Annotated in this window: 18 protein-coding genes and 3 tRNA genes; 13 read left to right on the forward strand and 8 right to left on the reverse strand. The window is 45.4% G+C overall.

Annotation, left to right across the window (positions count from 1 at the left end):
* Positions 1-19 precede the first annotated feature (19 nt).
* From Xkoz_RS12590 to recD, 6 genes are read left to right on the forward strand one after another with little or no spacing between them, the layout of a single operon-like run.
* Positions 20-478 carry a YgdB family protein gene (locus Xkoz_RS12590; RefSeq protein ID WP_099142493.1) on the forward strand — a complete coding sequence of 153 codons (459 nt, stop codon included), beginning with the start codon at positions 20-22 and terminating at the stop codon, positions 476-478.
* Positions 475-858, forward strand: coding sequence for a prepilin-type N-terminal cleavage/methylation domain-containing protein (locus Xkoz_RS12595; RefSeq protein WP_099142494.1), 384 nt, complete (start codon positions 475-477; stop codon positions 856-858). Before Xkoz_RS12590 ends, Xkoz_RS12595 begins: the two co-directional genes overlap by 4 nt.
* Entirely contained in the window at positions 851-4,273 is a 3,423-nt protein-coding gene (gene recC / locus Xkoz_RS12600; RefSeq protein WP_099142495.1) for an exodeoxyribonuclease V subunit gamma, read from the forward strand. The genes Xkoz_RS12595 and recC overlap by 8 nt, the downstream gene beginning before the upstream one ends.
* A gap of 19 nt (positions 4,274-4,292) precedes the next feature.
* Complete coding sequence (gene ptrA / locus Xkoz_RS12605; RefSeq protein WP_099142496.1) at positions 4,293-7,178, forward strand: pitrilysin; 2,886 nt, start codon at positions 4,293-4,295, stop codon at positions 7,176-7,178.
* Positions 7,179-7,231: 53 nt separating this feature from the next.
* Positions 7,232-10,861: an exodeoxyribonuclease V subunit beta gene (gene recB, locus Xkoz_RS12610; protein WP_208615263.1), complete on the forward strand. Its 3,630-nt coding sequence runs from the start codon at positions 7,232-7,234 to the stop codon at positions 10,859-10,861.
* 5 nt (positions 10,862-10,866) lie between these two features.
* Positions 10,867-12,780, forward strand: coding sequence for an exodeoxyribonuclease V subunit alpha (gene recD, locus Xkoz_RS12615; RefSeq protein ID WP_208615264.1), 1,914 nt, complete (start codon positions 10,867-10,869; stop codon positions 12,778-12,780).
* A gap of 79 nt (positions 12,781-12,859) precedes the next feature.
* Here recD and argA read toward each other — a convergent pair whose 3' ends face one another.
* Positions 12,860-14,191, reverse strand: coding sequence for an amino-acid N-acetyltransferase (argA, locus tag Xkoz_RS12620; protein WP_099142498.1), 1,332 nt, complete (start codon positions 14,189-14,191; stop codon positions 12,860-12,862).
* A gap of 238 nt (positions 14,192-14,429) precedes the next feature.
* Here argA and amiC point away from each other — a divergent pair, with 238 nt between their 5' ends.
* Positions 14,430-15,677 (forward strand): N-acetylmuramoyl-L-alanine amidase AmiC, encoded by a 1,248-nt coding sequence (gene amiC, locus Xkoz_RS12625; RefSeq protein ID WP_099142499.1) that lies wholly within the window; start codon positions 14,430-14,432, stop codon positions 15,675-15,677.
* A 316-nt stretch (positions 15,678-15,993) separates the two neighbouring features.
* Here amiC and Xkoz_RS12630 read toward each other — a convergent pair.
* From Xkoz_RS12630 to Xkoz_RS12640, 3 genes are all read right to left on the reverse strand, one after another.
* Positions 15,994-16,070, reverse strand: a tRNA-Met gene (locus Xkoz_RS12630).
* 143 nt (positions 16,071-16,213) lie between these two features.
* Positions 16,214-16,290 (reverse strand) — tRNA-Met (locus Xkoz_RS12635).
* A 103-nt stretch (positions 16,291-16,393) separates the two neighbouring features.
* Positions 16,394-16,470: transfer RNA gene (locus Xkoz_RS12640), tRNA-Met, on the reverse strand.
* 228 nt (positions 16,471-16,698) lie between these two features.
* Here Xkoz_RS12640 and mltA point away from each other — a divergent pair.
* Positions 16,699-17,796 carry a murein transglycosylase A gene (gene mltA / locus Xkoz_RS12645; protein ID WP_099142500.1) on the forward strand — a complete coding sequence of 366 codons (1,098 nt, stop codon included), beginning with the start codon at positions 16,699-16,701 and terminating at the stop codon, positions 17,794-17,796.
* 71 nt (positions 17,797-17,867) lie between these two features.
* Positions 17,868-18,680, forward strand: a complete 813-nt coding sequence (tcdA, locus tag Xkoz_RS12650) for a tRNA cyclic N6-threonylcarbamoyladenosine(37) synthase TcdA (RefSeq protein ID WP_099142501.1) — start codon at positions 17,868-17,870, stop codon at positions 18,678-18,680.
* A 6-nt stretch (positions 18,681-18,686) separates the two neighbouring features.
* Here the strand turns inward: tcdA and csdE are convergent, their stop codons facing one another.
* Positions 18,687-19,145 (reverse strand): cysteine desulfurase sulfur acceptor subunit CsdE, encoded by a 459-nt coding sequence (gene csdE / locus Xkoz_RS12655; protein ID WP_099142502.1) that lies wholly within the window; start codon positions 19,143-19,145, stop codon positions 18,687-18,689.
* Between the two features lie 190 nt (positions 19,146-19,335).
* Between csdE and Xkoz_RS12660 the strand changes: the two genes are divergently transcribed.
* Positions 19,336-19,815, forward strand: a complete 480-nt coding sequence (locus Xkoz_RS12660; RefSeq protein ID WP_099142503.1) for an Hcp family type VI secretion system effector — start codon at positions 19,336-19,338, stop codon at positions 19,813-19,815.
* Between the two features lie 31 nt (positions 19,816-19,846).
* On the opposite strand, the gene Xkoz_RS12665 is transcribed toward Xkoz_RS12660, so the two are convergent.
* The 3 genes from Xkoz_RS12665 to csdA all read right to left on the reverse strand — a co-directional run bounded on the left by Xkoz_RS12665 (position 19,847) and on the right by csdA (position 22,355).
* The gene (locus Xkoz_RS12665; RefSeq protein ID WP_099142504.1) at positions 19,847-20,155 is read right to left on the reverse strand and encodes a DUF2645 family protein; all 309 of its coding nucleotides are present in this window, start codon (positions 20,153-20,155) and stop codon (positions 19,847-19,849) included.
* Positions 20,142-20,858: a hypothetical protein gene (locus tag Xkoz_RS12670; protein WP_099142505.1), complete on the reverse strand. Its 717-nt coding sequence runs from the start codon at positions 20,856-20,858 to the stop codon at positions 20,142-20,144. The genes Xkoz_RS12665 and Xkoz_RS12670 overlap by 14 nt, the downstream gene beginning before the upstream one ends.
* 291 nt (positions 20,859-21,149) lie before the next feature.
* On the reverse strand, positions 21,150-22,355 hold the full coding sequence (gene csdA / locus Xkoz_RS12675; RefSeq protein WP_099142506.1) for a cysteine desulfurase CsdA: 1,206 nt from the start codon (positions 22,353-22,355) through the stop codon (positions 21,150-21,152).
* A gap of 406 nt (positions 22,356-22,761) precedes the next feature.
* On the opposite strand from csdA, the gene Xkoz_RS12680 reads away from it, so the two are divergent.
* Genes Xkoz_RS12680 through rlmM form a run of 3 tightly spaced genes read left to right on the forward strand, consistent with a single transcriptional unit; the run spans position 22,762 to position 25,214 of the window.
* A complete protein-coding gene (locus Xkoz_RS12680; protein ID WP_099142507.1) occupies positions 22,762-23,685 on the forward strand; it encodes a transcriptional regulator GcvA in 924 nt (307 codons plus the stop codon).
* A 43-nt stretch (positions 23,686-23,728) separates the two neighbouring features.
* Positions 23,729-24,124, forward strand: a complete 396-nt coding sequence (locus tag Xkoz_RS12685) for a DUF423 domain-containing protein (protein WP_099142508.1) — start codon at positions 23,729-23,731, stop codon at positions 24,122-24,124.
* Positions 24,117-25,214, forward strand: a complete 1,098-nt coding sequence (gene rlmM, locus Xkoz_RS12690; RefSeq protein WP_099142509.1) for a 23S rRNA (cytidine(2498)-2'-O)-methyltransferase RlmM — start codon at positions 24,117-24,119, stop codon at positions 25,212-25,214. The genes Xkoz_RS12685 and rlmM overlap by 8 nt, the downstream gene beginning before the upstream one ends.
* Positions 25,215-25,575 lie beyond the last annotated feature (361 nt).

The raw sequence follows: 25,575 nt of genomic DNA on the forward strand, positions 1-25,575 counted from the left end.
ATCAAGGAAAGAAAAAGAGATGGCAGATAAGCAACAGGGAAATGTTTTGCTGGTATCGATAATGATGCTATTGGCGTTGAGTTTGATGATGTTGAAATCCCTCCATTATCAACAGGAAAGTGCCATGCGCATGATGATAGATGAACAACACTATTTGCAGGCTTTTGGGCAGGCAGAATCATCCCTGGCATGGGGAAAAGTGCAATCATGGTCTCTCAATCAGCAAGAAATGGGGAGCTGGTCTTGTCTGCAACAAACTGAATTTCACTTGAAAAGCTGCCTAAGACACTATTTGGACAATATTTTTCTACTAAAAGGCATTGCTCAATTCACATCGGGAGAGAAGTTTGAACTTTATCAATGGATGAAACAGATGAAACCCCTAAACCAAGATACACTTATGCCTGTTGAACTGATCCCCATTGAAAGCGGTTGGCTGGATTTTTGCCCTGTTGATCAGGAAGAGTTTTGTTTATGAAAATATTGGCTTTATCTGGACAACAAGCGGGGATGAGCTTACCCGAAGTCATGGTGGCCTCTGCCGTATTTGCGATCTCTTTATTGGGGTTAATGCGTTACCATCAAGCCTTGTCAGCTAATTTCCAGCAATATTGGGGGCAGCTTAAGGCGGTACGATATGCCCATGACCAATTGGAGCAGTATGAGCATCTGGCAGGCCAGGTTGGTATGAAGAAAACAGACGAAGAGGCGGCTATACCGCAGGAATGGAAAATGGACGTTCAGCGAGAATTTCGCGCTTGGGGATGCTATCAGGTAACGATTAAGCTGACAGTACATTACAATAAACCCAGTAAATTAGAACGCTGGTTTTGTGCAAGTGGGAGCATTGATGTTTAGCGTTTATCATTCAAATCAGCTCGATCTTCTTAAAGAGTTGATGGCGAGATTGATCCAAGATAACCCTCTTTCTAACCCATTTGGCAAAGAAGTGATTTTGGTTCAAAGCCCAGGGATGTCACAGTGGTTGCAGATCCAGTTGGCAGAAAAACTGGGGATTGCCGCCAATATGGAATTTCCCTTGCCTGCCACTTTTATCTGGCAGATGTTTACCCAAGTGTTGCCCGGTATTCCCAAGGAAAGTGCTTTCAGTAAGGATGCCATGAAATGGAAATTGATGACCTTACTGCCTGATTTGTTGACGGAGCCGGAATTTTCAGCGCTCAGACATTACCTTGATCACGATATTGATAAACGCAAAATTCACCAGCTCGCCGGCCGAATTGCCGATCTGTTTGACCAATATCTGGTTTATCGCCCCCAGTGGTTAGAAGGCTGGGAAAAGGGGCAATTAAGTGATGGCTTGGGCAGTAACCAGTTGTGGCAAAAAAGGCTATGGTTTGAACTGACAGAATACACTCGTCAGCGACAACAACCTTTGTGGCATCGCGCCAATTTATACCAACGATTTATCATGGCGTTGGAAGAGGGAAACTTTCCATTGGAAGCTCTCCCGCCCCGCATTTTTATCTGTGGGATATCGGTATTGCCTCCCGCTTACCTGCAAGTCTTGAAGGCATTAGGTAAGCATATTGATATTCATCTTATGTTCACGAACCCATGCCAATATTATTGGGGAGATATCCAGAGTTACGCCTTTCTTGCCAGATTAACTAGCCGCAAGCCAAGACATTATAAAAGCAAGCAATGGCTAGAAAGGTTCAAACAGCCAGAAGAAGCCTCATCGCTCTTTAATGCCGAAGGGGAACAGGAGCTGAATAACCCACTGTTGGCATCTTGGGGTAAATTGGGAAGGGATCACCTCTACCTGTTGTCACAATTGGAGCCGGATTCCGATTTTCATGCCTTTGTGGAATTAACGCCTGATTCTATCTTGCACCAAATCCAGCAAGATATCCTTAATCTTGAAGATCATGCCCAGATTGGTTCTACAGAAGATACCTTCAAAAACAGCCTGCAAAAGCGCCCATTTGATTGTGCTGATCGCTCTCTGACGTTTCATTCATGCCATAGCCCGCAGAGGGAGATCGAAGTATTGCAAGATCAAATCCTGCGTTTATTGGATGATGACCCTTCACTGACACCGAGGGACATCATCGTGATGATGGCAGATATCGATAATTATACCCCCTATATCCAGGCGGTTTTTGGCAATGCACCGGATGATCGTTATATCCCCTTTGCCATCTCTGACCGTAAAGCTCGTCAGGCGCACCCTGTCTTACAGGCATTCATTACATTGCTGGATTTACCACAGAGTCGATTTACCGCAGAACAGGTATTAGCATTATTGGAAGTCCCCGCTTTAGCCAACAAATTTGCTATTCAGGAAGACGGGTTGCGTTTATTGCGGCGTTGGGTAAAAGAAGCGGGAATATGCTGGGGGCTGGATGATGATAATATTGAAGCACTTTCTTTGCCTGCCACGGGGCAAAATACCTGGCGCTTTGGCCTGACACGAATGCTATTGGGTTATGCGATGGATAGCCAGGTCGGGCCGTGGAACGATGTGTTGCCTTATGATGAATCCAGTGGCCTGGCGGCCGAATTGGCGGGGCAACTGGCTGAGTTTTTAATGGAGTTGAATCGCTGGCGGAAAATTTTGGGGGAAGAACAGCGATTGGTGGATTGGCTGGCGGTATGTCCGCAACTGTTGGAAACTTTTTTTGCGGCGGATGATGACATTGAACTGGTTCTGGCGCTGATTACGCAACAATGGCAAAAAGTGATCGATAATGGCCTGAATGCACATTACCAAGAACGCATCCCCTTAGTGTTACTGCGCGATGAGCTGACGCTTCGTTTTGATGATGAGAAGATCAGCCAGCGTTTCCTGGCTGGAGCCCTTAATTTTTGTACTCTGATGCCTATGCGTTCCATTCCTTTTAAAGTTGTTTGCCTGTTGGGAATGAATGATGGGGTTTATCCGCGAACCCTCCCCGCCCTTGGGTTTGATCTGATGGCAGAAAAAACGCAACGAGGGGACAGGAAACGGCGCGATGATGACCGTTATCTCTTTCTGGAAGCGTTGGTTTCGGCGGAGCAATGTCTTTATATTAGCTATATTGGTAAATCGATTCGCGATGATACTGAAAGCAATCCATCCGTATTAGTCAACGAGTTACTGGACTATATTTGCCAGAGTTTTTGCTTATCGGGTGATGAGAGGTTGAATATTGATGACAGTGCCAAAAATGTCAGAAAACATTTGCTGTCACAACATACTCGCGTCCCTTTCGCGACCGAAAACTTTTCACCTGACCAATATTTACAGAGTTATGCCGCAGAATGGTTGCCTGCCGCAACCCGGCAGGGAGTTTTAGCAACGGATTTTTGCCAGCCGATTGCGTTTGATCGCAGTGAGGTAAAAGAAGTCGCCTTAGATGAATTGATCCGCTTTTATCGCCACCCTGTTCGGGCGTTTTTCCAGCAACGGCTGAAAGTGCATTTTGTCATTGAAGAGATGGAGCTACCGGAAGAAGAACCTTTTGTGCTGGATAACCTGCAACGCTACCAATTTAACCAACTGCTGTTAAGCATCCTGATAGAACAGGGAGCGCCTGAATCTTTGTTCCACCATCTCCGTGCGTCAGGAGGGTTGCCATATGGCGCCTTTGGTGAGGTTTATTGGATGGAACAGCTGGGCACCATGCAGCCTTTGGCCTCCAGGGTACGTGAAGAGAGAACAGACTCTTTTGCCATTGACCTCGATGAGCCATTAGACACAGTGAAATTGACCGGCAGAATTAATCAGGTACAGCCTGATGGCATTTTACGTTGGCGACCCGCGAACTTAACAGCCAATGATGGTATCCAACTATGGATTGAACATCTTGCCTACTGCCTTTCAGGTGGAAGTAGTGAAAGCCGTATGTATGGAACGAATAAAAAAGGGAAAAAAGAGAAAGAAGATAAAAAGGTGTCAGAATATCGCTTCTTACCGCTAAAACCGGATGAGGCGAAACAGTATCTGAACCAGATGATCGAGGGTTATCTGCAAGGAATGTCAGAACCCCTTCCCTTATTTTGTCGAAGCGGGTGGGCCTGGCTGGTTGACTGTTTTGATAAGGAAACCCGTGAAATCGATTTTAGCGAAGAGGCTCAACAAAGTGCTGAAAATAAATTGATGGAGCATTGGTTAGGGGCACATGACAGAAAAGGGGAAGGCGCTGATCACTATGTACAGCGGGCTTTCCGGCAAGTTGATCAATCACTGTTGGAGCGAATGAAGCGTGAAACTCAGCGTTATTTACTGCCGATGGCACGCTATTTTAATGGATCACTATTTAAATAATTAGGGAGAATATTAGGTTATGCCTAAATATCTTATCCGCATCATGACGATGCTCTGTCTGCTATTTTTTGGGATGACTGGATATGCACAATCACTTTGGCAGCCATTGCCAGAGACGATCCATAAAAGTGATCGCGATCCTCGTCAATATAAAGCCATTAAATTGCAAAATGGTATGACAGTTTTGCTGGTTTCTGATGAAAAAGCGATTAAATCATTGGCTGCCGTATCACTTCCGATTGGTCATATGGATAATCCAGATAACCAGCTTGGCCTGGCGCACTATCTTGAGCACATGGTATTGATGGGTTCTAAGCGTTACCCGCAACCCGGCGGGTTTGCTGAATTTTTGCAAAAAAATGGCGGCAGCCGTAACGCCAGTACCACCGCCAATCGTACTGCATTCTATCTGGAAGTTGAAAATGGCACCTTAGCAGAAGCGGTTGATCGCCTTGCCGATGCATTGGCTGAGCCTCTGCTGGATCCGGTTAATGCCGATCGTGAACGTCACGCCGTTGACAATGAGATGACCATTGCCCGTGCGGGTGAAGCGCATCGTTTATGGCAAATTCGTTCCGAAACCATTAATTCGGCTCACCCTAATGCCCGCTTTGCTGGTGGAAACTTAGAAACACTCAAAGACAAACCTGACAGCAAATTACAGACTGCCTTGGTTGATTTTTACCAGCGTTATTACTCCGCCAATTTGATGAAGGGGGTTGTGTATGGCAATCAATCCATCGATAAATTGGCTCAGATTGCGGCAGAAACGTTTGGCCGTATTCCGAACCGACATGCTTCGGTGCCGGCTATTACCGTCCCGGCAATCACTGACAAAGAAAAAGGCATCATCATCCATTATGTCCCTGCCCAGCCCTACAAAGCGTTGCGACTGGAGTTTAGCATTGCTGACAACAGTGCAGATTTTCGCAGCAAGACCGACGAATATGTCGGGTATTTGATTGGCAATCGCAGCCAAAATACCTTGTCTGACTGGTTGCAAAAGCAGGGACTCATCGAAGGTATTGATGCGGGGGCAAATCCCAAAACGGATGGCAATTCAGGCACATTTAATATTTCGGTTTCGCTAACGGATAAGGGACTTGAACATCGTGATCAAGTTATCGCCGCCATCTTTTCTTATATTAACCGGCTAAAACAACAGGGGATCAACAAGCGTTATTTCGATGAAATGGCTAAGGTTCTGAATTTATCGTTCCAATATGCGTCAATCGTGCGGAATATGAACTACATTGAAGGGCTATCTGATGCCATGCTGGTATTGCCTATCTCCCATGTGTTGGATGCGGGTTATATGACCGATGCGTTCAATCCCAAAGCGATAGCCAACCGTTTAGATGAATTAACGCCTGAAAATGCGCGCATCTGGTTTATCAGCCCAACAGAGCCACATAACAAAGAGGCTTATTTTGTGCAGGCTCCATATCAAGTCAACAAAATCTCGCCCCAGCAGATATCGGCATGGAAAAAACTGGCACAGGCAGACGTATTCTCTTTGCCTGCGTTGAATCCCTACATTCCTGATGATTTATCCTTGATTAAAACATCGGGTAGCCAAGAACAGCCTAAAATGATTTTGGAAAAGCCAAATGTTCGCTTGCTGTATATGCCGAGCCAATATTTTGCGGATGAACCTAAGGGCAGTATTGCACTGGAGATGCGCACGCCAAATGGCTTGAAGAACATCAAAGATCAGGTTTCCGATACCTTACTGGGCTATTTGTCTGCACTTGCCCTTGATCAGCTCAGCTATCAAGCATCGGTTGGGGGAATGGGCGTTTATACCGGTTATGTTGATGGTTTGAAAATCGGCGTTAATGGCTATTCGCAACATTTACCAGAGTTATTAACTTCCGTGATTGATCAGTATATTTCGTTTATACCGACCCAAGAGGAACTGGCTCAGGCAAAATCATGGTATCGGGAACAAATGGACGCCGCCAATAATGGCAAGGCTTTTCAAATGGCGATGCAACCCATTTCCCGCCTCTCCGGTGTACCTTACTTTGAACAGGCAGAAAAACGGAAAGTGCTGGATACCATCACTGTTGATGATATCGTGAAATACCGTCAGGGCATGATCCAACACTCGGCTTTACAGGCTTTGGTTTTCGGTAATTTCACCCAACAGCAGGGTATTGATATCGTTCAATCCGCACAGAAACAGCTCGCTAACCAAGGAACGATATGGTGGACGGGTGAGCGCATTGTGATTGACAACAATTATGCGATTAACTTCAACGGTACTGCGAATAGCACGGATAATGCGCTGGCAGAAATTTTTATTCCAACGGGGTACGACCGTATCCAGGGATATGTCTATTCCGGCTTGTTAAGTAGTATTTTGTCACCGTGGTTCTATGATCAATTGAGGACAACAGAACAGCTTGGTTATGCAGTTTTTGCGTTCAACCAAAATGTAGGCCACCAGTGGGGATTGGGTTTCTTGTTGCAAAGTAACAGCAAACAGCCGGATTACTTGCATCAGCGTTACCAAAGTTTCTACCAACAGGCGGATAAGAAGCTGAAAGCGATGTCTGAGGCAGAGTTTGAACAGTATAAAAAATCACTGCTAACCGAAATGCGTGAGCCGCCACAGACCTTCTATTCAGAAGTCGCCCGCTTTGATACGGATTTTGGGCGTAATAACTTCAAATTTGATACACGTGATAAAACCATCGCAGCGATGGAGAAAGTCACCAAAGCACAGCTTGTTGCATTTTATGAAAAAGCCGTTCTTAAGCGTCAGGGATTAGCACTGGTTTCCCAAATTATGGGGAAAAAAGGCACGGTTCATCAATATGCAGAGCTGAAAGGCTGGAAAACTTACGATTATGTGTCAGATTTCCAGAAACAATTACCGGTTAAGGTGAATGCTCAGTGAGCAAAGCAATACCGGAAGATGAAATGTCAGGCCGTCAGATGCAAGATCATCCAATGATACAGTCTCATAAACTTAACCCGTTAACATTGCCGCTGTATGGTCAGCGGCTGATCGAAGCCTCCGCAGGGACGGGAAAGACTTATACGATAGGCTTATTGTATCTCCGGCTGTTACTCGGATTAGGCGGCACTGCCGCCTTTTCCCGCCCGCTGAATGTTGAGGAGATCTTGGTTGTTACGTTTACGCAAGCGGCGACAGATGAGCTGCGTGGACGTATCCGCGAAAATATCCATCAACTTCGCTTGGCGTGTATCCGGCAAGGAACAGCGGATAGCGATCCGATCTATCAGCAATTACTGGCTGAAATTCCTGACAAAGAACGCGCGGCCAGTTGGCTATTAGCCGCGGAACGCCAGATGGATGAAGCGGCGATTTATACTATCCACGGTTTTTGCCAGCGCATGTTGGTGCACAACGCGTTTGAATCCGGTGTACTGTTTGATCAAACCTTAATCCAGGATGAAAGCCAGTTACGTAAACAAGGCTGCGCCGATTTTTGGCGGCGTCACTGTTATCCCCTGCCACTGCCCATCGCGACGGAAGTCAGCCGGCTATGGAGTGGACCGGATGCATTGTTGAAAGATATTTCGGACTATTTGCATGGGGATATGCCATATATCGTCAATGCCCCTGATGGTGATGAAACGCTGTTTAGCCGTCACCAGAAAATCATTGAGCAGATTGATGCAATAAAACGCCAGTGGAATGACGCGGCTTCTGAGTTAGAAGGGCTGATCACTCATTCCGGTGTTGATAAGCGCAGCTACAGCAAAAAGCATTTACCTAATTGGTTGCACAGTGTTTCTGAATGGGCTAAATCCCCCACGCAGGATTACCTGCTGCCTAAAGATCTGGATAAATTTTGTCAGTCACGCTTATCAGAAAAGACCAAAAAAGGGGAAGCGCCGCAGCACGCACTGTTTGCCGCCATTGACGGTTTATATCAACACCCGTTGACATTGAAAGATATCCTCCTCCCTAAAGCGATTGTTGAAATCCGCCAATCGGTTAACCAAGAAAAACGGGTCCGTGGCTACATGGGTTTTGATGACCTGCTGACCCATTTAGACAGTGCCTTGCGGCGTGCAGGAGGGGAGCAGCTTGCAGCAACCATTCGGCAACGCTATCCCGTCGCAATGATCGATGAGTTTCAGGATACCGACCCACAACAATATCGCATTTTTCAGGCCATATATGGCCATCAATCCGAAAATGAACGGCCGGAAAACGAAACGGGCTTATTCTTTATTGGCGATCCCAAACAGGCGATTTATGCGTTTCGCGGGGCAGATATTTTCACCTACATTCGTGCCCGTTCTAACGTTAAAGCCCATTACACGCTGGAAACGAATTGGCGCTCTTCCGCCCCCATGGTGCAAGCGGCCAATAAGTTGTTTTCCCGCCCGCCACACCCGTTTTTGTTTGCACAAATCCCCTTTATTCGCGTCTCTGCCGCAGAGAAAAATGATGGCCTGAGCTTTTCTTTGCACGGCGAGGATCAAGCCGCTTTGCGGTTTTGGTTACAGCCCGGTGAGGGGGTTTCCAAAGGGGAATATGAGCAAATCATGGCACGACAGTGTGCTGCCCAAATACGGGATTGGTTGCAGGCAGGGCAAGAAGGGAAGGCGCTCTTATCTCAGGCAAAAAATAAACTAACGGCCGAAAGTCGTCCGGTGATGGCGACAGATATTACAGTGTTAGTGCGTGATCGTCGGGAAGCTGCGCTGATCCGTAAGGAGTTGAATGAGCTTAAAATTCCGTCGGTTTATCTTTCTAATCGAGAAAGTGTGTTTGATACGCCAGAAGCGAAAGATTTGCTGTGGTTGTTACAGGCCGTATTGGCACCGGAAAAAGTGCGCGAATTGAGAAGTGCATTGGCCAGCAGTTTATTTGGTTTGAGTGCACAACAAATTGATCAGTTGAATAACGATGAAACGGCGTGGGATCGTCTGGTTGATGAGTTTGATGGTTATGCCCGTTTATGGCGGACTCGTGGCGTATTGCCCATGTTGCGGGCAGTCATGGTGAAATATCGGATAGCAGAAAATCTGTTGGCAGGTGATGACGGTGAACGTCGGTTAACCGATGTCATGCACATTGGTGAATTGTTGCAAGAGGCTTCCCAGCAGTTGGATAGCGAACATGCCATTACCCGCTGGCTGGCACAACAAATTTCACGCCCTAATCCGCAATCAGAAAACCAGCAACTGCGACTGGAGAGTGATCGGCATCGGGTGCAGATCTGTACCATTCATAAGTCTAAGGGGCTGGAGTATCCATTGGTGTGTTTGCCCTTTGTTTGTGGTTACAGGAAGCAGAAGCAGGCTGTTTATCACGACCGCCATAACTTTGAGGCTCATCTCAATATTGCCCATGATGATGAAACATTAAAAGCCGCCCTGGAGCTGGCTGACGAGGAACGCTTAGCGGAAGATTTACGTTTGCTCTACGTCGCATTAACCCGCTCGATTTATCACTGTAGCGTTGGCGTAGCCCCGCTTATCAAAGGGAATCGGGGGAAATCAGGCGAGACGGATTTGCACCTGTCTGCCCTTGGCTATCTGCTGCAAAAGGGACAAAAAGGTGATGCCGAACTGTTGGTTAACAGCTTAAATGAACTTTGTGATGACAGCATAGAGATAACGCAAGTGAGGGATGCCACGGAATCACAATGGTGTTCACAAGACGAAAATATTTTGTCGCTGGAAGCCAGAAAATTGCGGCGTCGTGTGCGGGATGACTGGCGGGTGACGAGTTATTCGGGGTTACGATATTCTGCTTCCTCCCCTTATACCGGCGCATTTGGGGAATCCGTTGATGTGATTGTGCAATCTATTTCTCCGAAGCTGGATATTGATGCGCGTGGTGAAAAACAAGGAGAACAATCATTACAGATGACGCCACATACGTTTCCACGCGGGGCATCTGCCGGGACATTCCTGCACAGTATCTTAGAGGATCTGGATTTCGGCCATCCCCCAGACCCGGCGTGGTTAACCGAAAAACTAACGGCATCAGGATTTGATGAAAATTGGGCGCCTGTATTGGAACGGTGGGTAGAGGATATTTTGCGGGCAGAACTGAATGAGCAAGGCATGACACTGGCCGATGTGCCTCGCCATCTCCAGCAAAGTGAAATGCAGTTTTACCTGCCAGTAGATAAGTTATTGCATGCAAAGGAAATGGATGCGCTGATCCGTCGTTATGACCCACTGTCTGCACAATGTGCCCCTTTGTCCTTTCAGCAAGTCAAAGGCATGTTAAGAGGTTTTATTGATTTGGTTTTTTGCTGGCAAGATCAGTTTTACCTCGTGGATTACAAATCAAACTGGCTGGGTGAGAATAGCCAGTCCTATACGCAAGCAGCGATGGCAAGCGCCATGATAGAACATCGTTACGATTTTCAATATCAGCTTTATACCCTGGCCCTGCATCGTTACTTGCGTCATCGGTTAGCCCACTATGATTATCGCCGCCACTTTGGTGGCGTGATTTACCTGTTTCTGCGTGGTATTGATAGGGATAATCCAGCGCATGGTATTTACCACTATTTGCCCCCCTTTGAATTTATTGATGAACTGGATACGCTTTTTAGTGCTGTGGGTGAGGAACAAAGCGTATGAATGCCATGATGTCATTATTGCAACAAGCAGTGAGCCAAAAGCTACTGCGCCCTTTGGATGTGCAATTTGCTTACGCGATGATTGAGGATGAAAACCCGCTGCTGCTGTTAGTGACGGCCTTGTTAAGCGCGGAATCCGGCGCGGGGCATGTCTGTTTGCCGTTGGCGCGAATTTCGCCAAAATATTTTTTTGAAGGCCGGCAGCCTGAGTTAGCGGCATCGCTTTGGTCTTTGGCAGGGGAACCCGATCAACGGCAAATTCTGGCTGTTTTGCAGACATGCCCGGCGGTAAGCACGGGAGGGGCGCCAACACCGATGATCCTGACCCATCACAGGGAAACGGGGTATCGCCTATATTTGCAACGCATGTGGCAAAGTGAACGGCGGGTGGCAGACTTTTTTGCGGCTGTGGCGTTAGTCGATACGTTTTCCCAAACTGCCGGTGATCAAACGGTTGTTGATGAAATTCAGTTACGTCGTATTTTAGATGCGCTTTTTGGTGTCACTTGCGGAGAGAAAATCGACTGGCAGAAAGTTGCGGCGGCCGTGGCGGTAACGAGCCGTATTTCTGTGATCTCTGGTGGACCAGGCACCGGTAAGACCACGACGGTAGCTAAGTTATTGGCCGCCCTAATCAAGCTGCATGAAGAAAAAAAATTAAATATCCAATTGGCTGCGCCCACCGGCAAGGCGGCGGCAAGATTAACGGAATCGCTCAGGGAAGCGGTCAAGAAACTGGATTTGACGCCAGAGCAGTGGCATAGCATTCCAGAGCAGGCACAAACTATTCATCGTTTACTGGGGGCGCAACCCGATAGCCAGAAACTGCGTTATGGACGTAATAATCCGCTGTCCCTTGATGTCTTGATCATTGATGAAGCCTCAATGGTGGATTTACCCATGATGGCTCACTTGATTGATGCTTTGCCGGCACGGGCGAAAGTGATTTTTCTGGGGGATAAAGACCAGCTCGCCTCGGTTGAAGCCGGAGCGGTATTGGGCGATATTTGCCGTTTCGCCGAACAGGGTTATAGCGCCAAGCGTGCCGAACAATTGGGGCGATTGACCGGATGTCAGTTAACCGCCTATTCCGCGCCATCGACTTCACATTCCGATGAAAGTGTTCCGGCGGTGCGGGATTGCCTGTGCCTGCTGCGCAAAAGCTATCGCTTCAATTCCGCTTCCGGTATTGGGCAATTGGCATCGGCGGTGAATCAAGGAGATCGCGCGGGCGTCGCGACGGTATTGAACCAGTCCTTTCCTGATGTTGATTTTTACCCACTTTTAGCGGATGAAGATTATCAGCGTCTGTTAGCGGAAACGGCGGCTGGCTACTACCAATATCTGGCAATGGCCAATAAGCGGGCGCCGGAAGAAGCCATTTTGGCGGAGTTTAACCGTTTTCGGTTGCTGTGTGCGTTAAGGGAAGGGCCTTTTGGGGTGGCGGGACTGAATCAGCGAGTGGAACAATTACTGCACAGAAAAGGCGCGATTATCCTGTCCAGAAATATGGAGAACCGTGGTTATGTCGGGCGCCCTATCATGATCTTGCGTAATGACAGCACGCTTGGGCTGTTTAACGGGGATATCGGGATTATGCTCAAGGATCAGGACAATGAGCTGAAAGCCTATTTTCAGTTGTCTGATGGGCAGATTAAAGGATTTCAGCCGAGTCGATTACCTCAACATGAAACAGCTTATGTGATGACGGTACATAAATCTCAGGGATCTGAATTTGAGCATACGGCCTTGGTGTTACCAACCCAATATTCACCGATAGTCAGTCGGGAATTGGTGTACACCGCACTGACACGAGCCAGAGAAAAATTGACGATTTATGCCAATAAACCCGTTTTGGATAAGGCTGTGACTACGGCAACACAGCGCAGAAGCGGGTTGGCTGATTGGTTCAACCCGTAATCACAAGGAAAGATGATTAACGCCGGCAAACTTAGGCACAAGCAGCATGAGAAGCCCGCCCGATAGGGCGGGTCAGCCACTAAGCCTGTAAATCCAGCATCAAAATTTTGGAACGGCGCTGGTAGTTATATAGCGCCTGTTTTTCCACGGGCAACATCTCTATTTCTGCTGGCTCAAAGCCTTTCTCCTGAAACCAGTGAATACTGCGGGTTGTGAGCACAAAAAGTTTTTCCAACCCTTCTTGTTTCGCCTGACTGGAAATTGAATTTAGCAGGATTTCGCCTCTGGAAGAATTTCGGTAGTCTGGGTGCACAGCAACACAAGCCATTTCGCCTATTTTTTCATTAGGATAGGAGTACAAGGCAGCGCAGGCGATAGCCACATTATCGAGTTCTATCAAGGTGAAGTTATCAATCTCCATTTCCAGTTGCTCACGTGAACGGCGTACCAAAATGCCTTGTTGCTCCAAGGGACGAATCAGTTCAAGAATGCCGCCAATGTCATTGATATTGGCACGGCGTATCTGTTCGGAACGCTCCATGACTATTTGCGTACCGATACCTTCGCGGGAAAAGAGTTCTTGGATCAACGAACCATTTTCCTGATAACTGATTAAGTGGCTGCGGCGAACACCACGGCGGCAGGCTTTGATCGCGCCCCTTAAGAAACGGACAGTGCCTGAATAATAATCACCGGCGTTTTCCAATTCATGCAGGTGGACTTCCCCTTCATTGGGAAACATCTCTGACAAGGCATTGCCTTCTGTGTCAAGTACGCCTTGAAATGAGCAAAATCCAATTAATTTTTCTGCTTTTAATTTGATCGCCAACTGGGTTGCAATTTCTTCGGAAGTCAGGTTGAAACTTTCCCCGGTAACGGAAACAGCTACTGGGCCAATCAACACAATGGCACCGTTATCCAGTTGTTGCGTGATTGCTTTTTCATCAATGCGGCGGACCCTGCCACTATGACAATAATCAACGCCGTCATCGATTCCCAACGGTTGGGCGATGACAAAGTTTCCACTGACAACACTAATATTGGCGCCTTGTAACGGAGTGTTGTTTAAGCTCATGGAAAGACGCGCGGTGATCTCCAGTTGCAATAGGCCGGCTGCCTGTTTGACTAAATCCAGTGTCTTGGCATCGGTCACTCTGGTGTGCTTGTGGTAAACCGATTGGCAATGGTGTTCAGTAATATTCTGTTCAATTTGTGGACGGGCACCATAAACAACAATTAAACGAATGCCCAGATTATGCAGTAACCCAATGTCGTTGACGATATTAGTGAAATTCTCATGGGCGATGGCTTCACCGCCCAGCATAATGACAAAGGTTTTACCTCGATGTGCATTGATATACGGCACCGAGTGACGGAAGACCTCAACTAATTCGGTACTGCGTTCTTTCATAAAACCCTCTCCGAATGAATTTTTATTCGTATTTTTTGTATTTTTATTCTTTTTGAGTGGAAATGGCAAGAGGAAACATGGATAAAAATAACGTTATTATTTATATTGGTATAAATAAATTAGGTGAGCAAAAATGTTTTTTTTGATGACAGCAGTTCGCTAATTAATTAGAGTTCCTGCCTGATTTTTGTATTTGGTAAAGATTACTGCGTTTGGTTGTTTTTAAATGGAATAAATGATGAGTCATTCAGGCCCTAATACTTCACGTCGTCGCCTGCTGAAAGGTGCCGCCGCTGTATGGCTGTTAAGCGTCAGCCCAATAGGTTATGCAGCGACTTCAAAAGTCATCGCTGTGCGTATTTGGCCTGCCTCAAGCTATACCAGAGTGGCGCTGGAGTCGAATATTCCACTGAAATATCGCCAATTTTCGCTTTCAAACCCTGATCGTATTGTCATTGATTTGCAGGGTATCCAGCTTAATAGCATTTTGAGTGGTATGGGGGCACAAGTTCAGCGGCGTGACCCTTACTTAAAATTAGTGCGGGCAGGGCAATTTAATCCTAAAACGGTGCGTTTAGTCTTTGAAATCAAACAGCCTGTTGCCCCACGTATTTTTACATTACCGCCAGTTGCCAAGTTTAAACACCGTTTGGTACTCGATCTGTATCCGAAAAAAGCCGCCAATGTGGCTGATGATCCTTTATTGGCCCTGCTTGAAGAGTACAACAGTGGAAATTTAGAACAACATTTGCCCGCACAGACACCTAAGTCTGGTAAGGCCGGCAAAGACAGGCCGATTGTGATTATGCTCGACCCTGGTCATGGTGGTGAAGATTCTGGGGCGATCGGTAAACATAAAACCCGTGAAAAAGATGTCGTGCTGCAAATTGCCCGTCGTTTACAGGCGCTTATCAAACGTGAGCCGGGCATGAAAGTTTATATGACTCGCAATGAAGATGTGTTCATCCCCTTAACGGTGAGAGTGGCGAAAGCGCGTAAAATGCGGGCTGATCTCTTTGTTTCGATTCATGCGGATGCTTTTACCAACCGTTCTGCGCGGGGGTCGTCTGTGTTTGCGCTTTCAACCAAGGGCGCTACCAGTAATACAGCCCGTTTTCTCGCCCAAACCCAGAATGAGGCTGATTTAATTGGTGGCGTCAGCAAAAGTGGCGATAAGTATTTGGATCACACTATGTTGGATTTGATCCAAACCGCGACGATCAACGATAGCTTGAAATTTGGTGGTGAAGTACTCAAGCGGCTGGGTAAAATCAATAAGCTGCATAAAAATAGCGTTGATCAGGCGGGATTTGCGGTATTGAAAGCCCCAGATATTCCTTCTATTTTGGTTGAAACGGCGTTTATTAGTAATCTGGAAGAAGAGCGCAAACTTAAGACAGCAAAATTCCAGCAACAAGTGGCAGAATCTATTTTTGCGGGAATTAAGGCGTATTTCAAAAATGGGGCAGAACTGGCACGGCGGTGAGTTATCCGCCGCGAAACATATTAAGTCAAGGCCAGCCTGTATTGACTGTTTATACCAATCTAACTTCAAGTTGCCGTTTGCAAACCAACGAGAGTGTTTATATCTCCCCGCTACGCGGGGAGATATAAGACGCATCTTGAAAGGCGATTGGTATATAAAACAACAAGAGTTATTGGCTTTATAATTTTTAAACCGGCTTTAAATAATGTTTAAATACTGATTTCAAAATAAGGGAATATTCGGTAATAAGGGGATGAAAAACAGGGTAGGAAATAAAAACCAAGGCGAGGTTGAAGAATAAGATATAAAGTAAAATTGGTTGCGGGGGCCGGATTTGAACCGACGACCTTCGGGTTATGAGCCCGACGAGCTACCAGGCTGCTCCACCCCGCGTCCGTCTGTTTGCATCAAATATGAATACAAACATTAAATAATGGCACTATCGACTGCCATATTTTACTTACCTATTTTTTTGCTGGCATCTTGTTCTGCTATCAGAACAACTACATCGTATCGACGATGATATCTATTCAAATTGGTTGCGGGGGCCGGATTTGAACCGACGACCTTCGGGTTATGAGCCCGACGAGCTACCAGGCTGCTCCACCCCGCGTCCGTCTATCTGCGAATTTTGACTATCTGTCAAGAATGCAAATACTAAATGATAGCATTTTTTACTGCCAGGGCATGTCACTGATAATGACTGCCAATCGAACTGGTTGCGGGGGCCGGATTTGAACCGACGACCTTCGGGTTATGAGCCCGACGAGCTACCAGGCTGCTCCACCCCGCGTTCGATGTCGGCACACTATACTCTGGAACGAAGCAGTTGCAAGTTTTTTTATTGTGATTGACTAAATTTGTTTGTTTTTTGATTTAAAAATAGTCTAATCGTTTTGTTTTTGCTCGATTGGGTGGGTTGAAACGGTAAGCTATTTTTTTCTAACCACATTTCATTATGTCTGAGTGTTTGATATTGTTCGCGATTCGAGTAAGTGACGGCTAAAGATAAGGCATTAATATGAACGTTTGGGGTAAATATCTGTTAGTTGGATTGGTCATTTCGTTAGTATCGGGATGTCAATTTCGGCCAACTGATCAGGCACAGCAGTATAAGGATGGGCGAATTACCCAAAACCTCCAGTTGGTTAATACGCCGAATGCCGAAGGATCGCCGGTTAATGCCAGGGACTTTGTCACCCAAGTTAACTATATCAGTAAAGCCTCCCCTCGCCTTTATGACAATAACCGTGAACTCTTTACAGCAATTGAAAACTGGATGCTCACCGGGGGTAATACCCGTGATTTAAATGAGTTCGGTTTGCTGGCTTATCAGATGGAAGGTGAAGATAAATACGGTAATGTGAAGTTTACCGGTTATTACACGCCGGTTCTGCAAGCACGATATACCCGACAGGGAGAATTTAAATATCCACTGTATCGTATGCCCACTCACCTACGTTCCCGTTTGCCAAGTCGCGCTGAGATATACCGGGGCGCCCTGAATAAGAAATTTATTATCGGCTACAGCAACTCCCTGATGGATAATTTCATGATGGAAGTACAAGGGAGTGGTTATGTTGATTTTGGTGATGGGCGTCCATTGACCTTTTTTGGCTATGGCGGAAAAAATGGGCATGCTTACCGCAGTATTGGTAAGGTACTGATCGATCGTGGAGAAGTGCCGAGCGAAAAAATGTCCATGAAAGCCATCCGTCAGTGGGGAGAACAGCACAGCGAAGCCGAAGTGAGAGAATTGCTGGAGCAGAACCCTTCATTTGTTTTCTTTAAACCTGAACCCCATACCCTTGTGAGGGGAGCCAGCGCGGTGCCCCTAGTTGCAAAAGCATCGGTAGCGTCTGACAAGTCATTGATCCCGCCTGGAACCGCGTTGCTGGCAGAAGTCCCGGTACTGGATGAAAAAGGCAAATTTACGGGTCAGTATCGGATGCATCTCATGGTAGCGCTGGATGTGGGTGGCGCTATAAAAGGAAATCATTTCGATATTTATCACGGTGTTGGGGAGAAAGCGGGAGAAATGGCGGGTTTTTATAATCACTATGGCCGTGTTTGGGTATTAAAGAAAGCATCATCTGGTTTTTTGGCGGCAAACCAGTAAGATCCCCCTCAATTCACACAATCAATAACCTATCTCAATAGAGGTAGGTTTTAGGCAGGATGTATTTAGCAATGCAAGTTTCTCTCTCTGATGCTTATCTTCAGCGTTTTGCTGGCACGGCTCGGTTATATGGTCAGAAAGCGCTTTCATTATTTGCCCGTTCACATGTTTGTGTCGTGGGAATTGGCGGTGTAGGTTCATGGGCAGCAGAAGCACTGGCGCGTACAGGTATCGGTGCTATTACGCTGATTGATATGGATGATGTTTGTATCACCAATACCAACCGGCAGTTGCACACGTTGGTACAGAATGTGGGGTTGCCAAAAACGGAAGTCATCGCTGAGCGGATACGGGCGATCAATCCTGAATGTCAGGTCACTTGTATTGATGATTTTGTCACCCCTGATAATGTGACCGAATTGATGTCCACAGAGTTCAGTTATGTTATTGATGCCATTGATAGCATACGGCCCAAAGCGGCGCTATTGGCTTATTGCCGACGCTATAAAATTCCGGTTGTGACAACCGGCGGAGCCGGCGGGCAACTTGATCCTACCCAGATCCAGGTGGTGGATTTAGCGAAAACGGTGCAAGATCCCTTGGCGGCGAAATTGAAAGAGCGCTTAAAGTCGGATTATCGTGTAGTGAAAAACGGCAAGGGCAAATTGGGTATTGACTGTGTTTTTTCAACAGAGCAGTTAGTTTATCCGCAATCTGACGGTACAGTTTGTGCGGCTAAAAGTACAGCGGAGGGGTCTAAACGAATGGATTGCGCTTCGGGTTTTGGTGCCGCAACGATGGTTACGGCGACCTTTGGTTTTGTTGCTGTATCCCACGCGTTAAAAAAGCTGGTGGCCAAAGCGGAGCGGGAAAATACGCTTTAACCGGATCTAATCCGTCTCGCTGTTAGCGATTTCCTGAATGGTCTTGATCAGGGATTTCACGCCATTGAGCCTTGAGCCACTGAGTTGCTGTTCCAGGCCGAGTTGTTGAAATAGCTCGGCCAACGGTGTTTGCACAACCTGCTCTGGTGTTTTGCCTTCCACGGCGGTCAGCAGAATTGCCAATAATCCTTTGACAATACGGCCTTCGCTATCACCATAAAAATGCAACCGACCGTCTGAAAGCCGTTGATGCCCTAACCAGACGCGATTTTCACAGCCGGATCGTTCGATAGTTTGTTGTTTCAATTCATCTGCCAAAGGAGGCAGCTTTCTGGCCAGGCCGATAAGCTGCCGATAACGATCTTCCCACAATTTGCATTGCTGAAAGTTTTCAATAAGTTGCTGTTGCGTAATTTCTGTTCCGAATGGATGCGGAGCAAGGATAGTGTCTGAGAGTTGTGTCATGGGTTATTTATCTTGCAGTAGGTTTGTGGTCATAATTATGAATAGTCATATAGTCCAAGTAATTGGGTAGCCAGACAGTATAACAAATTAACTTAGGCAGTTAATATTCTTTAGATACCTTTATAGTGAAATGATTTTGTATAATTAATTCTCTTTAAAATGAGGGTATTATATTAATCAAGGAAATTGTGTGGCTAATTTAATATATGCAACGATAAAAGGGAAGAAGCAAGGTTTGATATCTGCTGGTTGCTCTACCTTTGATTCCATAGGTAATAAATATCAAACAGGTCATGAAGATGAGGTGTTAATTCTTTCCTTTGAACATGAAATAACAAGAATGAGTAATGTTAATCACCGTCCTGTTTCATTCATAAAGCCAATAGACAAATCCTCTCCATTACTTGGTGTAGCTATCTCTAATAATGAAGAGCTTGAAATTCAGTTTTTATTTTATAGAACCTCCGTAACTGGAGGGAATGAATTATATTACTCCGTTAAATTAATAAAAGCATTTATAGAAAGAATGAATGTTAATTATCCTCATTCTATAAATCATGATAACCATCAGCCAGAAGAAATGATATCTATAAAATATGCCAGTATAACTTGGGAGCATCATGTTGCTGGAACTTCTGGATATAGTTTTTGGGAAGATAGGATATATTAATATTATATCCCCTCTGAATATTTTAGAGGGGTTAACAAAGTATTATTCTTATAAAAAAACGCCATGCCCAATACATAATCAATGATATCAACATGATGTTCATTTTTAACGATTTAAACTTAATTTTTATTGTTTTGAATAGCAGAGGAAGTATAAACAAAGCAGTCACAGGGGCGGAGACATCTCTTGTGTCATCAGCTACGAACGCACGATGAGCTACACACGCATTTTTTATTTCCATTCCATCAATATATATTTCTTCTTCAAAAAAAGAAAAAGAATATATAATTAACAAACAAAATAAATAATAAATGATGTATTTGATTTTACAGATCACCATTAACTCCTAATATCATATATATTGATTTTTTCTTTTCTAATATTCTTCTTCCATATGAACTGTAATTCCTCTCTTTTAAGTTGCTCGGTGAATATATGGATTTTAAAAAATCCTTTTTGTCCCTAGCTGTTCCTCGATTATATCTAGAGCCTGCCAATATTATTTGTTCATCAGTTAACACACTTGTATCTTTTATGTCAGGATAATCATGAAATATTAAATCTCTTAAATGAAAGGCAGATACTCTTATATTGAAATCATCTGTTAGTAAACAATTAGCAAGTTGAAGTTGTTGTGTCGTTGTCAATGTTGATGGGTCTATTCCTAATGTTTCAGCAGCGGCTCTTAATTGAATAGCTAGCACGCCAACTGATGTTGCATTTGATTTTTTATTGTCACCATTAAATGTATCGTTAAAAATTTGTCTTACCTGCAAAACACCATATGCTTTAATTCTATCTGGCTTTCCCCCTGCCTCAGCAACAGCAACACCAGCCAGCAGAAGTACTGGTATTTTAGCTTCATGTGCATATTTAATTATTAAATCTTTATTATATTGCAAATAAGCTGCTTTATACGCCCATAAATAACTTTCTCCTGTTACAAATCTAGGGTTATCAGGTAAAAATTTATACCTTATAAAGTCAAATGCATCAAATTTTGGAAATCCCAATTCATCGACTGTGCAGTAAGGATTTTTCATTTTTACATCATCCATGTAGTTATGATATTAGAATGATTTTGGAACAACCCACGAAGAAAATCCACATATATTTAATTGGCTTCGCCTAATAAGCTACCGTCTTGATTGTCAAGTTTTGATAGCATGGTTTTTATTATATGCTTGCTGTGTATTAATACTCTGTAGCACAAATGAACTATTAACCCGCAGGGTATTTAGATCAGAATTTATGTAGCTAAAAGCCGCATGAAATCTAGATGATATGACAATGTAAACTGCCGCCGGGTTAATACCTAAAATAACAGGAAAATATCACTCATCCAGCAGCGACAACGCAAATTTCACGGCGCTGATCAGTCTATCCGCATCTTGCTGGTTATTATAAGGCATAAACGAAACGCGCAGACAGCCGCTGATCCCAAGGGCATCCAGCAATGGCTGGGCGCAATGTTGGCCTGAACGCAGGGCGATATTTTGTTCTGCAATCAGCGTCGCTAAATCACTATGGTGTATTCCAGCGATATTGAAAGCCAGTAAACTGGAATCTGCCACACGGTAACTGATAAAACCCGCCAGCGCGCTGAGTTGCTGTTCAACGTAATCTGTCAGGGCGATTGCATGAGATTCGGCGAGTTGGATATCAATGGTTTTCATCCACTCCAGAGTTGCTGCAAAGCCGATCACACCTGCAACATTGGGTGTTCCTGCTTCAAAGCGATAAGGTACTGCTTCCGGTATAAAACCATCAAATGAAACTTGAGTCAGCATCTTGCCACCGCCATGCCACGGAGACATCGCATTCAGCAATTCACTTTTGCCATACAGCACTCCCAATCCATTTGGGCCATAAAGCTTATGGGCAGAGAAGGCATAAAAATCGATATCCAGTTGCTGCACATTGACAGGTGCGTGGACAATACCTTGGGCACCATCAACCAGAACGCGGCAATCATATCGGTGGGCGAGTGCGGTGATTTGAGCCAAATCGACTGCGGCACCGGTCACGTTAGACATTTGGCTGATGGCAACTAAGCGGCTTTTTTCATTCAATAGCTTTGCCAGGGTTTCGATTTCCGGCTGGCGTCGCTTGCCAATCGGCCATTTAACGACTTTGGCGCCCGTTTGTTGCGCAAGGATCAGCCACGGCAGCAGATTGGAGTGGTGTTCCTGCTCGCTGACTATAATTTCATCGCCTGCGTTCAAACGTGGACGTAAATAACTTTGGGCAACCAGATTAATGGACTCGGTTGTACCCTTTGTCCAGATGATCGCTTCCGGCAAGGGCGCATTGATCAATTCCGCCACCAGTAAACGGGCTTGCTCATAACGTGCAGTCATGGCTTGTGCAGTGGCATGCTGGCTGCGGTGTACTGTCGCACTGTGCTGTTGGTAATAATGCGTGGTGGATTCAATCATACATGTCGGTTTTAATGCTGTCGCTGCACTGTCCAGAAATGTCGTGGATTGTTGCAAAGCAGGAAATTGCTGACGGAATTTTTCTGAGTCAAAGGCTTTCATAAACGGTGCTAATTTAATCGTTGTGTGATAAAGAATGAGTTTTTTCTTTAGCCAAGAGAAGAGGGATTCTACAGGAGAAAGGCGGGAAAAAAAGCACCGCAATTGCGGTGCATTAAAAAATCACTATGGACAGACAGGGTAAATGTACAGGAAGTGAAAAAAACAGTAGCTTATGCTACAAAGTCTGGTATCCCAGACAACTTGCAAACACAACATCACAACCACAAAGCCAAAAGTTCCACTGTATCGCTACAAAGAGACTTTTCGTTCCGGCTTAGGAAGTGCGCACACTATAGGGATTTGCTGGTATATCATCAATGGACAAATTATAATGATTCGGATTATAAAAACTAATAACTGAACGAAAAGAGTTACCGGTATCATCACTACTATATAAGAAACGAACATGTCTAAACGTTTGCCTCCACTCAATGCCTTACGCGTTTTTGATGCCGCGGCCCGTCATTTAAGTTTTACTAAGGCGGCAGAAGAATTATTTGTGACTCAGGCCGCTGTTAGTCACCAAATGAAAAGTCTGGAAGATTTTCTGGGATTGAAACTTTTTCGTCGTCGTAATCGCTCATTATTATTGACGGAAGACGGGCAAAGTTACTATCTCGATATCAAGGAGATTTTTACCGCCATCAATGATGCAACCCGTAAACTTCAGGCTCGCAGCGCCAAGGGGGCGTTAACGGTCAGTTTATCCCCCAGTTTTGCGATCCAGTGGCTGGTGCCACGGCTTTCGGGTTTTAACCAGAGTTTTCCGGGGATTGATGTTCGCATTCAGGCAGTGGATCGGGAAGAAGATAAACTGGCGGATGATGTCGATGTCGCGATTTTTTATGGCCGGGGTCACTGGCCGGGGCTGCGAACCGATCGCCTTTATCCCGAATACCTGTTGCCTGTCTGTTCTCCCGCGTTGCTGGCGGGGGATCGTCCATTGAAAACCCCCTCAGATCTTGCTAATCATACCTTGTTGCACGATTCTTCCCGACGGGATTGGCAAGCCTATATTCGCCAGCTTGATATGCAGCAGCAAATCAATGTCCAACAGGGGCCAATATTCAGCCATAGTGCGATGGTGATCCAGGCGGCTGTGCATGGTCAAGGTGTTGCGCTGGCCAATAATGTTATGGCACAAAATGAAATTGATGCCGGGCGTCTTGTCTGCCCATTTAATGATGTTTTGGTCAGTAAGAATGCATTTTATTTGGTTTGTCACGATAATCAGGCAGAATTGGGCAAGATCGCGGCCTTCCGTAAATGGATACTGAACCAGGCCGCGACTGAGCAAGCAAGGTTAGGATTTATTACCCAACACACTTAGCAGCTATACCAAATAGCTGACAAACAGAAACAGGAGCTGTGCGATGAGCAGTCGAACGATGCTTATTTTTGTTGGGATCAGTGGCTTTTTCTATGTGGCATTGGGGGCGATGGGGGCACATTTGTTGGCGCCTATCCTGCCACCGCGTCAGATGGAATGGATCCATACCGGCCTGCAATATCAAGGGCTACATACACTTGCCATGATGGCGCTGGCCGCGTTGCTGATGCGCCAGCCTGTAGCGCCGTTGGGTTGGAGTGGGATTTTTTTCGTAGCGGGAATTGTGCTATTTAGTGGCAGTCTTTATTGTCTGGCCTTTTTACCGCTAAAATTTCTGGTTTATTTGACACCAATCGGTGGGTTCAGTTTTCTCATTGGTTGGTTATGTGTATTAATTGGCGCTCTGCGTCTAAGGAAATCGGCGCCTAGCCATGAATAAAGTTGCTTTATATTGCCGCCCTGGTTTTGAAAAAGAGTGCGCGGCGGAAATTACCGATAAAGCGGGTAAAAAAGAAATTTACGGTTTCGCCCGTGTCAAAGAGAACAGTGGATATGTACTGTTCGAGTGTTATCAGCCGGATGATGCCGATCGTCTGATCCGTGAAATTCCGTTTGGTGAATTGATTTTTGCCCGTCAAATGTTAGTTGTCGGCGAATTGCTGAAAGATTTGCCGCAGGAAGATCGTATTACACCGATTATTGGCATGTTGTTCGGTGTCGTCGAAAAGGCGGGTGAGCTGCGTGTGGAAGTGCCGGATACCAATGAAAGCAAGGAGTTGATGAAATTTTGCCGTAAGTTTACGGTTCCACTGCGTAATGCTATGCGCCAGGAAAAACTTTTGCTGGCGAAAGAAAATCCTAGTCGCCCAGTGATCCATGTCTTTTTCATCGCTTCCGGTTGTTGCTATGTCGGGTATTCCTATAGCAACAATAATTCCCGTTTCTATATGGGGATCCCTCGCCTGAAATTCCCTTCAGATGCACCCAGCCGTTCAACGCTGAAACTGGAAGAAGCCTTTCATATCTTCATTCCTTATGATGAATGGGAAGAGCGTCTGAGTAGCGGCCTTCATGCTGTCGATCTCGGCGCTTGTCCGGGAGGATGGACTTACCAGCTTGTGAGACGCAGCATGATCGTTCATGCGATAGATAATGGTCCAATGGCTGACAGCTTGATGGATACAGGCCAGGTGAAGCATCATCGGGTGGATGGCTTTAAGTTTGAGCCACCAACGAAGAATATTTACTGGTTGGTGTGTGACATGGTTGAAAAACCCGCTAAGGTTGCCCAACTTATGACGGATTGGCTGGTAAAAAGCTGGTGTCGTGAGGCCATCTTCAATCTTAAATTGCCGATGAAAAAGCGTTATGAGGAAGTGGCGCATATATTGCAGAAAATAGAACAACAGTTGCAAGAAAACGGTGTGAATGCACAAATTCAGGCGAAGCACCTGTATCACGATCGTGAAGAGGTCACGGTACATGTCCGCCGTATCTGGTCTGTGTATGCAGCCGAGCGGGATTTTTGATATAACCCGATTATCGTTAATATGCTGCCTTTTTGGCAGCATTTACTCTGTTTTTTTGATTACCTTATTTATCTCCTGCCGTACCATTTAACCAAATTATTTCAGTGACGCTTATCCCAGATATCTGGCTGATTATATTTCTGGAGGAACTTTATTTCCTTTATGTTCTATTGTGACGGGAAATATAAAGGATATGGAATTAATTTCAAGTTAGGTAGGAAAATCATTTTGTTTGTTAAAAACAAGACAAAACAACTAAAGAAATCATACTTCCTTAAAATAAATATTCAGCAAATAAATACGATATTATTTCTTACTGAATTATGTTGTTTCTTTATTATCAAAAAATTTTCATTGAGAA

Origin of the sequence: Xenorhabdus kozodoii (assembly GCF_002632875.1) — a bacterium.
GTDB lineage: Bacteria > Pseudomonadota > Gammaproteobacteria > Enterobacterales > Enterobacteriaceae > Xenorhabdus > Xenorhabdus kozodoii.